Here is a 14,143-nt window from a genome sequence, read left to right on the forward strand (position 1 = left end):
TTTATACGCATTTAGGGGGTACTTACATTATGGCCTTAGTAGAATTAAAAAGACTAGATCATCATATCGCCCTTGTAAAATTGAATAGGAGTGACGCTGCGAATGCTTTGTCAAAAGCGCTATTAGATGAGTTAAATGTAATGATAGATAGGGTCAATCAGGATAAAACCATTCATTGTGTTATTGTTACTGGATCAGGTGAGAAGGCATTTTGTGCTGGTGCAGACCTAAAGGAAAGAAGAGGAATGTCAGATGATCAGGTAATCGAGACTGTTTCTTATATCGGAAAAACCATTTCAAAATTGGAAGCAATGGAAGTACCTGTCATAGCAGCTTTAAATGGTGTAGCCTTTGGTGGTGGATTGGAGTTAGCGCTTGCTTGTGATATTCGTATAGCAGCAGACGATATTAAATTAGGGTTGACTGAGACATCCTTGGCAATTATTCCAGGTGCTGGTGGAACACAACGTTTACCTCGATTAATAGGTTTAGGACGTGCCAAGCAATTAATTTATACCGCAAAGGCGATTTCAGCAGAACAAGCATTAACCTATGGGATAGTGGAAGAGATTATTTCAAAGAATGATCTGTTAGAGGCTACAATTTCCTTGGCAAAGTCTATTGCTAAAAATGGTCCCATAGCATTACGAATGGCGAAATCAGCTATTAACCAAGGAATGCAAGTGGATTTACCTTCTGGATTAGTAATAGAGCATGAATGCTATAAACAAACTATTCCAACCAAGGATAGAGTAGAGGGATTAGAGGCATTTAGGGAAAAGCGTTTACCAGTGTATCGAGGAGAATAAAATAGGAGGTTTATCCATGTCATATGTAGATGAACTACAAAAGCGTATAAGCCAAATAGAAAAGGGTGGACATGAAAAATACCACCAAAAAAATGAAGAAAAAGGTAAATTATTTGTCCGAAAACGTCTGGAGCTTTTATTTGATGAAAATATTGATATAGAAGATGCATTTTTCGCAAACTGTATAGATGATTCATTGCCTTCTGATGGTGTTGTGACAGGTATCGGTAAGATAAACGGTCAGGATGTTTGTGTGATGGCGAATGATTCTACTGTAAAAGCAGGGTCCTGGGGAAAAAGAACGGTGGAAAAGATTCTCCGTATTCAAGAAACTGCGCTAACATTAGAATTACCTATTATTTATTTGGTAGACTCTGCAGGTGCACGTATTACCGATCAAATTGAAATGTTTCCTGGTAGAAGAGGCGCTGGACGAATATTCCATAATCAAATAAAGCTATCTGGAAGAGTGCCACAGGTTTGCTTATTATTTGGACCATCAGCAGCTGGCGGAGCATATATTCCAGCCTTTTGTGATATAGTTGTGATGGTTGATGGTAATGCTTCCATGTACCTCGGATCACCACGGATGGCGGAAAAGGTTATCGGGGAAAAAGTAACACTTGAGGAAATGGGTGGAGCAAAAATGCACTGCTCAGTCTCCGGTGTTGGCGATGTATTAGTGAAAACTGAACCAGAAGCTATCGAATATGCTCGAAATTATTTAACCTATTTTCCGAAAAGCTTCCGTGAAAAACCGAGGGCTTGGGAAGCGAAGAATGCAAAAGAATTCGAAAAAAGCATGGAGGAAATTATACCAGAGAATCAGAATGCACCATTTAATATGTATGATTTTATTAATCGCATCATTGATGAGGATAGCTTCTGCGAAATTAAAAAGAAGTTTGCTCCAGAGTTAATTACTGGACTCGCTCGAATGGATGGGAAGTCAGTTGGCATTATAGCAAATCAACCGCGAATGAAGGGCGGAGTACTATTCCCAGATTCGGCAGATAAAGCTGCAAAATTTATTCAATTATGTGATGCATTTAATATCCCATTATTATTCTTAATGGATGTCCCAGGATTCATGATAGGTACAAAGGTTGAACGTGCAGGGATTATTCGCCATGGGGCAAAAATGCTTGCTGCCATGAGTGAGGCAACGGTACCAAAAATTTCAGTTGTTGTACGTAAAGCATATGGAGCTGGTTTATACGCAATGGCTGGTCCTGCATTTGAACCAGATTGTTGTATTGCTTTACCTACTGCACAGATTGCTGTAATGGGTCCTGAAGCAGCAGTAAATGCAGTATATGCAAATAAAATTGCTGAATTACCAGAGGAAGAAAGGGCTAGCTTCATACAAGAAAAACAAGATGAATATCGAAGTGATATTGATATTTATCGTCTAGCAAGTGAAATGGTCATAGATGCCATCATCGAGCCTAATAACTTAAGAGCAGAGTTAATTAATCGTTATCGTATTTACGATGCGAAGAACGTGATATTTACTGAACGTAAACATGGTGTCTATCCTGTATAATAAATTTTAGAGTCTTGGATTTTCCAAGGCTCTTTTCAATGAACTACTATCTAAATTATTTTTTAATTAATACTTATACGAACAGAAGAAAAACGGAATTAAATTAACCATAATTTTATTATGTAAACCAATGAACCTAATTCACAATTTAAACTATTTTGTGTTATATCTAAGTTGAGATGAAATTATAGTGAAAAAGAGAAAAAAGGGGAAGTTAATGGTGATGGTCTATTCAAAAAAGCAATATGAAATTCTCAACTTGGAATAGATACATCAATTTATAACCATCAAATCGAAGCAATGCCTAAATGATAAATTAAGGTTATAAAAAATAATATTTAATTATTGAAGATGGTGATAAGGATATGAAAATACAAGATTTTATGATTTCTGATGTAATCAGTGTAAAAGAAGATACGACAGTTAAAGAACTTCTACAAATTCTTGTCAACAACAAAATCGGTGGAGTCCCAGTTGTTAACAATGATAATGTGTTAGTTGGTGTAATAAGTGATGGTGACGTAATACGATATCTTCAGCCTAGTAACCGGAATGTATTTGATATGTTCTCAGTTATTTTATTTAGTGATCGTGAGGAATTAGTAGATAAGCTAACGTACGCACTAAAGAACCCGGTTAAAATGATGATGAGAACGAGAGACTTAAAAACACTTCATCCCAATAATAAACTAGATGAAGCACTACAGATTTTTGCACGTTATCATTTTAAAAAGATACCTGTTATAGATGATAGTCACCGTGTAGTAGGTGTGATAAGTAGGGGAGATTTACTTCGTCATATTACTAATCATCTTATACAATAATAGAAAAAACTAGCTATGTCATAGTTTTGGGGAATACGTTATAATTAATGTATAAGTTTTGGCAAAGGGGTTTATGATGTTGAGGGCAACGGAACAGAATAAAACGGTATTAACTTTTCATAATTTGACTGGGATATACCATGTATTAAATGACCATGGGGATCTAATAAATGCTGAAAAAGTAGTAGATCTATATCAAAAAATGCAAAATAATGAATATGTCGTTAGTTTCGCAGGACATTTTTCTGCTGGAAAGTCTTCTATGATAAATGCGTTAGTTGGCAGTGAGATTTTACCAAAGAGTCCTATACCAACAAGTGCAAATATCGTTAAATTGACATCTGGAGAAGGTGTAGCACGTGTATTTTTTCATCATGAAGAACCGACCGAGTATGAAGAACCATATGATTTAGACATGATAAAAGAATATTGCAAGGATAAGGATACTATTAAGAAAATAGAAATTAGCACAGCTAATTCAATTATCCCCAGCTCATGTGCCATTATCGATACACCTGGTATTGATGCTGCAGACGACACAGATCGACTAATTACCGAATCATCTCTACATTTGATTGATATATTGTTTTATGTAATGGACTATAACCATGTCCAATCCGAAGTGAATTTACAATTTTTGCAAACGATTCAAGCAATGCATATACCTTTTTACGTAATTATTAATCAAGTGGATAAACATAATGAAAAGGAATTATCCTTTCAATCCTTTGAAGAGAGTGTAAAACAAACGTTTGAACAATGGGATTTGTCTCCCCGAGCAACATATTTTACCTCACTTGTCCAAACAGATTCACCTTATAATCAGTTTGAGGATGTGAAAAAGGAGCTTTATAGTCTATTTCATGATGAAAGAACACTTCGAATTGATGCAGCTGTTAAGAATCTCATTGTGAGCCATAAGGAATATTTACAAGAGAAAGAGAATGAGGAGATTGCTAACTTATTAGCAGATAACACTTTCGATGAAAATCTTTTCATCCAAATGGAATCGCTTAGAGATTCTGTAAATCAAATAAAAATTCGCCCCAAAGCTTTTTCAAATGCTTTTTTACATGATATGGATCAGACCTTGAAAAATGCGTATCTGATGCCTGCAATTGTGAGAGATTATGCAGAAAGCTTTTTAGAGTCTCAGCAAAAGGATTTTAAGATTGGCTTTTTGAATGCAAAGAGAAAAACGGATGAAGAAAAGGACAGGCGAACAGGAATTTTCTTGAAGAATTTAGAAGAGACGATGAGGGCAAATATTGAATGGAAGCTTCGAGAAAAATTCAGTGAGCTATTAAAAGCCTATTCTATTCCAGAGCAATCCTTATACAATTTGACTCAGCAATTAACCGTTTCACTAACTGAAGATGATTTATTGTCATTAGTAAAAACGGGTGCAAAGGTTAATGGGGACTATGTATTAAATTATACGAATGAACTAGGTCAATTTATAAAAAACAAATATCGTCAGGCATCTAAAGAATTATTATCTAGTATCATGGATTTCCTTAAGAAGGATAGTGAGTTAGCTCTTCAGAGATATGAGGCTGAATTACAGCAATATAACAATGTATTACTAGCTCATAAACAATACAATAATGTTAAAGAGAAATTTAAAGAAAAGGCTCTATATTTGGATGAACAATTAGAACACCCAACGGTACTAGATGAAACGGTTGAGCTGATAAAAATAAAATTAGCACCAAGAACGTTTAAAAAGGGTGTAGAAATTCTTGAAAAACAAGAAGAAATAAAATCAAAGGATGGAAAGAACAATATTCAAGGTCATTTAGTAGCAAATGCCCCAAATGTTCAACAAGTAATACATGCAATTGATAAAACAATTCAAACCTTTACTGGAACAGATATATTTACTTCCGTCCTAAATGAGCTGTCTGCTAAAAAAGAAAAGCTAGAACACAGGCAATATACGATTGCATTATTTGGAGCATTTAGTGCAGGAAAATCATCCTTTGCTAATGCTTTGATTGGAGAAGGAATCTTACCATCCTCTCCTAATCCAACGACTGCAGTAATAAATCGAATTGCTCCAGTATCAGAGGAGTTTTCACATGGTACGGTTAGCATTCATTTGAAGAATGAGGAGACTTTACTACAAGATTTACTTGGAATGGTAAAGCATTTTTCCCCTCCTAATACGAATAATCTAACTGAATTAGTTAATTGGATAAGTGAAAATAAATTACAACACCATCCAGAGCTCAATCATTTGTATCAATCTTATTTAAAGGCCTTATTAAAAGGGTATTCAGAACATCAAGCAGTGCTCGGAAAAAATAAGACTATTCAATTACAGGAATTTGCATCCTATGTAACAGATGAATCGAAAGCATGCTTTGTAGAGTCGATTGATCTTTATTATGACTGCTCGATTACTCGAAAAGGAATTACATTGGTTGATACACCTGGAGCAGATTCAATCAATGCAAGACATACGAACGTAGCGTTTGATTATATAAAAAATGCGGATGCTATACTTTACGTAACCTATTATAATCACGCGATTACAAAGGCGGATAAGGACTTTGTCACTCAGCTTGGTCGTGTAAAGGATGCTTTCCAGATGGATAAAATGTTCTTTCTCGTTAATGCTGCGGACTTAGCTCAAGATGAACCAGAACTAAATCTTGTCCTAAATTATGTTAAAGATCAGCTACTTAAATTTGGAATCCGAAACCCGAGACTATATCCAGTATCAAGTAAAATTTCACTAGAAGAGAAATTGACTAACCAACCTTTAAATAGGCAAATTGCTACTTTTGAGAATGACTTTTATGCCTTCCTAGAAAATGAACTATCTCAAATAGCTGTAAGTGCTGCAATCTTTGACCTAGAAAGGGTAGGTCAACAACTATCCCATATGATAAAAAAAGCTAATTTAGATGAAATGGAAAAAGCCTCCTATAAGATATCATTACAAGAAAAGAAAAAGGATTTACTACTAGCAGCTGAAACAGATCCGGGTAACCTATACCTAGAGCGAATACGACAAAAGATTCAGAAGCAATTGCACTATGTAGGCGAGAGAATAGGAATTCGTTTTCATGATATTTTCAAAGATTATTTTAATCCAACAACCGTAACTGAATCTGGTAGAAAAGCTATGCGCCAGCTAGAAAAAAATATGTTGGATTTATTAGACTATACAGGATTTGAACTTCTACAGGAGGCAAGAGCAGTATCATTACGTGTCGAATCCTATTTAAATGAACAATTTATGGAATGTAGAGAGAGCTATCAGTATCAATTTAATCAAATAGAAAAGGAGTTTCGTTTATCCATTTCTAAGGAAATAGACTGGGTAACACCAGAATACCACCAGGCCTTACAAAAAATTGATTTATCGATATTCCAATCTGCTTTTTCATTATTTAAAGGAACAAAGGCCTTCTTTGAGAAAAATGAAAAGGAAAAAATGAAGGATTCTCTCTATGAATTATTAGCTCCTTTCATTGAAGAATACGTTCGCGATGTTCAGGTTTATATGGTAAATGATTATGGTAAACAATGGAGTAGTTTAGTGGAAAGAATGAAAGCTGAATTCATGAAGGAAATAAACGATTATATAGCAAGCAATACAGCATTTGTTGATAACACAATTGATTCAGAATTATTAACAGCTAAACATTTAAAAGTAAACGAAATTTTAGCTAGCTTAAATAAAAATAAGGTGGTTTAATGATGCAACAATCAATACTATTAGTCGATGGAATGGCACTATTATTCCGTGGATTTTTTGCAACATCCTTCCGAGGAAATTTTATGCGAAATGAAAGAGGAGTTCCCACGAACGGTATATATCAATTTCTTCGTTACCTACTGGACGCTGTAGATACATTTCAGCCAACACATGTTATCTGCTGCTGGGATATGGGTAGTAAGACCTTTCGAACTACGATGTATGAAGCGTACAAAGCTAATCGTTCTGCACCACCAGAGGAATTAATACCACAGTTCGACTTAGTAAAAGAGGTAGTGGATGCATTCGAAATGCCGAATATTGGTATTGAAAATTATGAAGCAGATGATTGTATCGGTACACTTGCAAAGCAGTTGTCAACGGAAAATGAGGTGCTTATTTTAACAGGTGATCAAGATATTCTCCAGCTAGTTGGACAAGGCGTAAATGTAGCAATCATGCGTAAAGGTCAAGGAAACTATGAAGTATTCACGATGGATAACTTTTATGAGAAGAAAGGATTAAGCCCAAAACAAATTATAGATTTAAAAGGTTTAATGGGGGATACATCTGATAATTATCCAGGAGTGAAGGGAATCGGAGAAAAGACTGCAATTAAGCTTTTGCAGGAACATGATACGATTGAAGGATTATTAGAAAATCTGGACAAGTTACCGAAGGGAGTTCAGACTAAACTAATGGCAAACATGGACATGTTACATCTTTCCAGGAATCTCGCTGAAATTCGCTGTGATGTGCCTATTGAGTTTAATTTAGATGAAGCAAAATGGAAATACAATCGAGAAAGCGTAATACAGCGTTTTGAGGAATTAGAACTTCCAAATTTAGCTAAATTAATATAGAGAACAAAAACCTGTATGTTGAAATACAGGTTTTTGTTTAGCATTAGCTAGAAAAAACGATGTTCTATTCATTGTAACCAAGGGATTCACCAACTCATGTGGTGAATGGATAGCTTTCCAATCCGAAAAACTTCAATTAGTTGTTACGATTATTTTTGCGATTGTTGTTGTCACGGTTGTTGTTGCGATCGTTATTGTTATTGTTGTTGTCTAAATCATCGTTTAGAAACTCGTTCGCAAATTCAACATTATCGTTGTTATTGTTGTTACGATTATTGTTGTTGTTGTTGTTGCGATTGTTGTTTTTCGCCATTTGTAGCCCTCCTGTAATTGTTTTTAGTGAAATTTTCTTACTTTTATCTGATTACATTTCTCAGCAGATGTTAAGTAAGTGATTTCACTTTACAAGAGTATCTTTCCCCGATTCTCTATATTAATTCATCTTTTATAACATTTTTCTGATAACCTTGGATTATATTGTCATGTCATAAGAATTTATGGGATAATTAGTCAATACTTCATTTACTAGTAAAATTCTAATTATTAGGAACAAAAGGGGATAAACATGAGAAAAATATTGTATATTATCGTAAGCACTACACTAGTATGTTGTTTATTAGCATTTATAGAGCATGGTATGGAGATTAATTATGGAATAAAAACGATTTGTAAAATATCGATGTTTTTCCTTATTATTTTTGCTTACATAATTATGTTTAAGGATTTTCGATTTCGTGATGTAATTAGTATTAAAAAGATAACATTAAAAGAGTGGAAAAAAATTATAACTCTAGGATTAACATCTGCCTTTATTGTTTTAGCTGCTTATTTAATTTTCCTACCAATTATTGAACTCGATTCAATAAAAAGTGATTTAACTGATCGATTAGGAATAACAGCATCAACATATATATTAGTAGGTCTGTATGTCACGTTCGGAAATTCATTTATTGAGGAGTATTTCTTTAGGGGATTTGTCTTTTTTAACTTACCAAGAAGGATTGGATATATTTTTAGTCCCTTACTATTTGCTTCTTATCACATTCCCATGATCTTCCTATGGTTTAAGCCACTGATTATTGCACTATGTTTTATCGGGCTATGGCTTATCGGTTTGATTTTTCACAAAGTAAATGAAAAAAGCCAAACCATTTGGTCTTCTTGGATGATTCATATTTGTGCTGATATAATGATTATTTTAATAGGGTTAACATTTTTTTATTAAGTTCTAACGATATAAATTGAAATGAAAAGGATTTCTTCAAAAAAATTCCAAGAAAAACAATGTATTAGTATATGGGCATAAGAAAAAATAGAAGCAGGGGATAACAAATAAATTACACCTGGGGTGACTAAAAAATGTTGAAACGACTTTTTCCCTTGTTTATTGTGTTCATGCTAGTTTTACCAATAGGTATAAGTGCACAAAGCAAAACATTTAAAGAACCACCATTTGACTTCTACAAAGTGTCTAAAGGTGATACATTTTGGTTTATTGCAAAACGGTATGGATTGGATTATCGTGAATTAATGCGCTTAAATCCAACTGTTGTACCAACTAATATGCAAATAGGTTAAGTTATTCGATTACGAGCAACTGCTTCAAGCCCAACTACCTTTGAAGAGCAGGTAGCACAGCTTGTCAATCAGGAAAGAGCTAAACAAGGGCTTAAATCTTTGTTACACAGGGCTGACCTTAAAAATGTGGCAGAGAAAAAAGCAATGGATATGGTTAACTCTAATTACTTTTCACACAATAGTCCGAACTATGGTTCTCCATTTGATATGATGAAGACATTTGGAATTAGTTATCGAACTGCTGGTGAGAATATTGCCAAGGGGCAAAAATCACCACAAGAAGTAATGAATGCTTGGATGAATTCATCTGGACATCGGGCAAATATATTAAATCCAAATTTCGATTCAATTGGAGTTGGTTATTATAATGGTGTTTGGGTACAGGAGTTTACAGGCTCATAAGGTATAAATGACAATCTTTAGTCCAATTAGGTTAAAACTAATTGGACTTTTTTATTCTCAATAAATGGGGACAGAAATATCTGTAAATTAATATAAATATAGTTTTCAAAATGTTATAGTTAATTTACAATAATGTTACAGAGAAGCAAAAGTACGTTTAGTTGGGAGGATTATTGTGGGTTCATTTGTTAGAAGAGTGATGGTTTTAAGTATCCTTTTATTTCTTATACCGTTTTCCATTTCAGCAGAGGAAAGCATTGAAGTAACGGTTACATATGGGGTTAATGGGAAAGTACAAATAGGAAAAGGCTTTCCAATGACTGTAAAAATTAAAAATGAAGGGGATGCAGTTACTGGTGATCTAGTATTTTTTGCGGGTCCAAATTATAATATGCTAGGCAATAACGTTGTTCCAATAGAGTTATCTAAAGGAGAAGAGAGTGTTATTACTATAGCTTCACCAGGATTCAATGATTACTATTCCTACTATCCAACAAATAATAAGGAGCAATTTATAAAGTTTTTTGAAGGTGGCTGGGAAAGAGGGAAAGAAATAAAGTTAAAAGGGAATATAAACCTAATGCCAACTATTTTCCCTGATAATCGGCTAGTCATTGGAGCATTAACAGACTCCCCTGATTCATTAAATGCACTAAAAGCTTCTCGTTATAACGGTGAAGCAACAGAATTCTTAACGATTACAGAGGATAATATTGCAAATGAATCCACAGCGTTAGAGGTATTTGATGTAATCCTAATCAACAATTATAATGCCTCTAAGCTTTCAGATGAACAAATCATAGCTATAAAAGAGTGGGTCAGAGCTGGTGGACATTTGATGTTAGGAAGTGACCCCTCACTTCAACAGCATAAAGGTTTACAAGAGCTTTTTCTACTACAAATAAACGATCAAACCTCTTTCGAAAATTTGGACTTCTTAAATTCAACTAAAGATAGTGAAAAGGGAGAAATACCTAATTTTAGTCAAGTTGAAATAAATAAAGGAATATTAGTAGAAGATACGCAAGTGTTATATGCAGATCATTCTTTACCTATGGTGATGACAAAAAACTACGGTTTAGGAGAAGTAACCCAATTTTCCTTTGATGTTGGAAGTGATACCTTAATTAAATGGGATAGTTATCCGTCTTTTTGGTCTGAATTTTTACAAAAGGCTGTTGATAAGGACCTGAGTGGACAACAGCTCTACATGTTAGAAGAGCTTTCCAGCCGCTTAGGAAATGTTGTTGAAATGTATCCTTCATCCTTTATACCCGTAGAGGCATTAGTAATCTTATTTGTCCTCTATTTAGTTTTAGTAATTCCAGGGCTGTACTTTCTATTAAAAAAAATAGATAAACGTGAAATTTCCTGGATTATTATCCCAGCAGTTTCTATATTATCTAGTATTGCTATTTTTATTGTTGGCGCTAATGATAGATTAGAGGGTACACAGATGAATAATATTAGCCTAGTATCCATTGACGAGGAAGGTATGGCTAATGGATATAGTGCATTTTCTATTTTAACGAATAGTGGAGGAGACTATCCAATTACGATTAAACCAATAGAGTACCAGCCATTACCAATTAACATTTATGGTTTTGATGACACTAGCTCGTTTAGTGAGTATCCTATGATAGAAAAAGGTAGAAAACAAACGAAGATTACCTTTACCAATGTGGAATATTGGTCTACACGTTCAGCTATGGGACCAATACAAGGAATAGAATCTGGTAAGCTAAACACTGACTTACAAATAGTAGATAATAAAATGCTAGGTTCTGTTACGAATTCTCTTCAAGTCGATTTAGAGGAAGTATATCTATTAAGCGGCTCAAGGGTATATGAACTCGGTAAACTAAAAGCCGGTGAAACAGTTGAGGTTAATATTGAAGTTAACAATAAAAATAATGAAATGCAAAATTTAATTGGTGCACCGCGTACTTCTATTGCTTCGTCACTCTACCCTGGACATAATAGTTCTCCATATGGGGGAAGTCCAGGACCAAAAGATAAAGAGTCTCTGACGGAATGGAAGAAATTTGAAATGCTTGATATGTTAATGACTTACGATATTCATCAGAAGGATTTAAATCGTCCATTAATAGCAGGGTATACATCTAAATCGATGACAGAGGTTGTTTCAACAAGTAAGCAAGCAGATATTAGTGCATTAACCCTTTTTACACAACAAGTAGATGTGCAAATTAAGTCTCTTAAGGGTGGGGAATTTGTGTTAAAAAGTGAAAGCATGACACCAAAACTAAGTATAGTATCGAATACGGGATTCATTCATTATAATGGATTATTGTATGCCGAGAACTTTGTTGATGTAGAAAATGGTAAATACCAGCTTACATACCAAATACCGGTACAAATAAATATGGATAATATTTCGTTACGTAATTTAATGGTCAGACTTTCTTCAGGAAATGGAAATAGTTTTCAAATATATAATGCGAAGGAGAAGGAATATATCACATTAGATGATAATCGTGTGACATTTGAAGAGAATGTCAATGAATTTATTACTGATGAAGGAGCAATTATCATAACATTTGAGAAAAACAATGATACGGATCCACAGGTTTATGTTCCTACTCTCGAATTGAAAGGAGAGTACGACCATGATTGAAACAGTTAACTTAACGAAAAAATATGGTTCGTTTACAGCATTAGATACCTTAAATTTAAAGATTGAAAAGGGTACAGTCTATGGCTTTGTAGGACATAATGGTGCAGGGAAATCTACAACCTTTTCTATTCTATCAACTTTACTTGCTCCAACGTCAGGAACAGCCTATGTTAACGGCTATGATGTTACAAGAGAGCCTAAAAAGGTTCGAAATCATATTGGTTACATGCCAGATTTCTTCGGTGTATATGATCAATTTAAAACAGTAGAGTACCTTGATTTTTATGGTGCTAGTTATGGGATTCCTAAGCATGAAAGAGAGATCCTCATTCCACAATTATTAGAGCTAGTTAATTTATCTCATAAAGAGAATGAATATGTGGATGTATTGTCACGAGGGATGAAGCAACGTCTATGTTTGGCACGTTCACTTATACATGACCCAGAGGTATTAATTTTAGATGAACCTGCATCAGGTCTGGATCCCCGGGCAAGAATTGAAATGAGAGAAATATTAAAGGAATTAAAGAATATGGGGAAGACCATATTAATTTCATCCCATATATTACCCGAGTTAGCCGAGATGTGTGATGAAATTGGCGTAATTACCAATGGAAGGTTAGTCGCCTCAGGCTCTGTTACATCGATACAAAACCAACTGAAAGCAAATAAAATTATTCATGTTAAATTAACTGCTGATTTGGAAAAGGCTATTGTGTTTTTTGAAGATGAACCGAAAATTTCAAATCTTTCAAGGAACGACAAGCATGACGATACAATTACCTTTTCATATTCTGGTACGGATGCAGAACAAGTAGAATTATTAAAAAAGGCGGTTAGTAACGGACTACAAATCATTAGCTTTGGTCAAGAGGAGACAGATCTTGAGGATGTATTCCTAGAAATTACGAAGGGAGTAGATTTTTCATGAAATCTTTATGGATAAACCCAGTATTAAATAAAGAAATCAAGCTCCGTTTTCGCTCGTTTAAAGGATTTTTAGGGGTAATCTTCTATTTATTTGCCCTTGGCTTAGTGGCTTTAGGCTTTATTATTGTCTCAACAATGTATGGTCAAGCTGCGATTTTTCGTCCAGAGGAAAGTCGTATGATGTTCACAGTACTATCCTTTGTTCAAATGGTTTTGATTCTATTTATGACACCAGGACTTACATCAGGAGCAATTAGTGGTGAGCGAGAAAGACAAACATTGAATATATTATTAACAACTCCACAATCATCTGTATCGATTATTATTAGCAAATTAGTTTCGTCCATTTCATATTTATTATTAATGATGATTGCTTCTCTGCCTTTGTATAGTATTGTGTTCTTGTTCGGTGGTGTGTCACCAAGCTTATTAATCTCAACTTTCTGCATTTATCTCGTAACGATGATTACTATTGGTAGTTTAGGTGTCATGTTTTCTACCTTAATTCGTAAAACGATTATCTCTACTATTGTCACGTATGGGGTTACTGTTTTTCTAGCAGGAGGTACTGCTTTTTTAACAACCATTATTGGTCAATTATTTATGTATCAACAATATAGCCAGTCAATTGTTCCATACTTAACAGCAATGTTTAATCCATTTTTTATTTTATTATCAAACTTTGAATCCTATTTGACAGATGAAATTCAACGATTATCAGGAATAGATTTTCCTTTAATGGCAAGTTTTATCATTATTTATGTACTATTTAGTGTCCTAGCAATAGGCATTAGCATCAAAAAACTACGGCCAAAAATGAAGGCTCAAAAGAGGATTGGATAAG

At 34.3% G+C, this 14,143-nt stretch carries 11 protein-coding genes and 1 pseudogene; 11 read left to right on the plus strand and 1 reads right to left on the minus strand.

Annotated features, from left to right (window positions below; all coding sequences use genetic code 11):
- Positions 1-26: 26 nt before the first annotated feature.
- From HNR27_RS13740 to HNR27_RS13760, 5 genes are all read left to right on the plus strand, one after another.
- Positions 27-809 (plus strand): enoyl-CoA hydratase, encoded by a 783-nt coding sequence (locus HNR27_RS13740; protein ID WP_429340198.1) that lies wholly within the window; start codon positions 27-29, stop codon positions 807-809.
- A gap of 16 nt (positions 810-825) precedes the next feature.
- On the plus strand, positions 826-2,355 hold the full coding sequence (locus tag HNR27_RS13745) for an acyl-CoA carboxylase subunit beta (protein ID WP_429340166.1): 1,530 nt from the start codon (positions 826-828) through the stop codon (positions 2,353-2,355).
- Positions 2,356-2,720: 365 nt separating this feature from the next.
- Positions 2,721-3,179 carry a CBS domain-containing protein gene (locus HNR27_RS13750; protein ID WP_429340167.1) on the plus strand — a complete coding sequence of 153 codons (459 nt, stop codon included), beginning with the start codon at positions 2,721-2,723 and terminating at the stop codon, positions 3,177-3,179.
- A gap of 76 nt (positions 3,180-3,255) precedes the next feature.
- Positions 3,256-6,888: a dynamin family protein gene (locus HNR27_RS13755; protein ID WP_429340168.1), complete on the plus strand. Its 3,633-nt coding sequence runs from the start codon at positions 3,256-3,258 to the stop codon at positions 6,886-6,888.
- Complete coding sequence (locus tag HNR27_RS13760) at positions 6,888-7,751, plus strand: 5'-3' exonuclease (protein ID WP_429340169.1); 864 nt, start codon at positions 6,888-6,890, stop codon at positions 7,749-7,751. Before HNR27_RS13755 ends, HNR27_RS13760 begins: the two co-directional genes overlap by 1 nt.
- A 136-nt stretch (positions 7,752-7,887) precedes the next feature.
- Here the strand turns inward: HNR27_RS13760 and HNR27_RS13765 are convergent, their stop codons facing one another.
- Positions 7,888-8,064, minus strand: a complete 177-nt coding sequence (locus tag HNR27_RS13765; protein WP_212919758.1) for a hypothetical protein — start codon at positions 8,062-8,064, stop codon at positions 7,888-7,890.
- Positions 8,065-8,316: 252 nt separating this feature from the next.
- Here HNR27_RS13765 and HNR27_RS13770 point away from each other — a divergent pair, with 252 nt between their 5' ends.
- The 6 genes and pseudogenes from HNR27_RS13770 (at position 8,317) to HNR27_RS13795 (ending at position 14,142) form a co-directional block, all read left to right on the plus strand.
- Positions 8,317-8,976, plus strand: a complete 660-nt coding sequence (locus HNR27_RS13770) for a CPBP family intramembrane glutamic endopeptidase (protein ID WP_429340170.1) — start codon at positions 8,317-8,319, stop codon at positions 8,974-8,976.
- A 134-nt stretch (positions 8,977-9,110) separates the two neighbouring features.
- Positions 9,111-9,329 carry a LysM peptidoglycan-binding domain-containing protein gene (locus tag HNR27_RS13775; protein ID WP_429340171.1) on the plus strand — a complete coding sequence of 73 codons (219 nt, stop codon included), beginning with the start codon at positions 9,111-9,113 and terminating at the stop codon, positions 9,327-9,329.
- Between the two features lie 39 nt (positions 9,330-9,368).
- Positions 9,369-9,731, plus strand: a pseudogene (locus tag HNR27_RS13780) (CAP domain-containing protein); the annotation flags it as partial.
- Between the two features lie 175 nt (positions 9,732-9,906).
- Positions 9,907-12,369 carry a DUF7408 domain-containing protein gene (locus tag HNR27_RS13785; protein WP_429340172.1) on the plus strand — a complete coding sequence of 821 codons (2,463 nt, stop codon included), beginning with the start codon at positions 9,907-9,909 and terminating at the stop codon, positions 12,367-12,369.
- Complete coding sequence (locus tag HNR27_RS13790; protein WP_429340173.1) at positions 12,362-13,300, plus strand: ABC transporter ATP-binding protein; 939 nt, start codon at positions 12,362-12,364, stop codon at positions 13,298-13,300. The genes HNR27_RS13785 and HNR27_RS13790 overlap by 8 nt, the downstream gene beginning before the upstream one ends.
- Positions 13,297-14,142 (plus strand): ABC transporter permease, encoded by an 846-nt coding sequence (locus HNR27_RS13795; protein WP_429340174.1) that lies wholly within the window; start codon positions 13,297-13,299, stop codon positions 14,140-14,142. The genes HNR27_RS13790 and HNR27_RS13795 overlap by 4 nt, the downstream gene beginning before the upstream one ends.
- Position 14,143 lies beyond the last annotated feature (1 nt).

The organism is Ornithinibacillus bavariensis (assembly GCF_050433565.1).
Taxonomy (GTDB): domain Bacteria; phylum Bacillota; class Bacilli; order Bacillales; family Amphibacillaceae; genus Ornithinibacillus; species Ornithinibacillus bavariensis.

Coding starts and splice junctions, on each gene's coding strand:
- HNR27_RS13790 (WP_429340173.1), top strand. CDS start 12,362: ATGATTGAAACAGTTAACTTAACGAAAAAATATGGTTCGTTTACAGCA.
- HNR27_RS13760 (WP_429340169.1), top strand. CDS start 6,888: ATGATGCAACAATCAATACTATTAGTCGATGGAATGGCACTATTATTC.
- HNR27_RS13750 (WP_429340167.1), top strand. CDS start 2,721: ATGAAAATACAAGATTTTATGATTTCTGATGTAATCAGTGTAAAAGAA.
- HNR27_RS13795 (WP_429340174.1), top strand. CDS start 13,297: ATGAAATCTTTATGGATAAACCCAGTATTAAATAAAGAAATCAAGCTC.
- HNR27_RS13775 (WP_429340171.1), top strand. CDS start 9,111: ATGTTGAAACGACTTTTTCCCTTGTTTATTGTGTTCATGCTAGTTTTA.
- HNR27_RS13770 (WP_429340170.1), top strand. CDS start 8,317: ATGAGAAAAATATTGTATATTATCGTAAGCACTACACTAGTATGTTGT.
- HNR27_RS13745 (WP_429340166.1), top strand. CDS start 826: ATGTCATATGTAGATGAACTACAAAAGCGTATAAGCCAAATAGAAAAG.
- HNR27_RS13755 (WP_429340168.1), top strand. CDS start 3,256: ATGTTGAGGGCAACGGAACAGAATAAAACGGTATTAACTTTTCATAAT.
- HNR27_RS13765 (WP_212919758.1), bottom strand. CDS start 8,064: ATGGCGAAAAACAACAATCGCAACAACAACAACAACAATAATCGTAAC.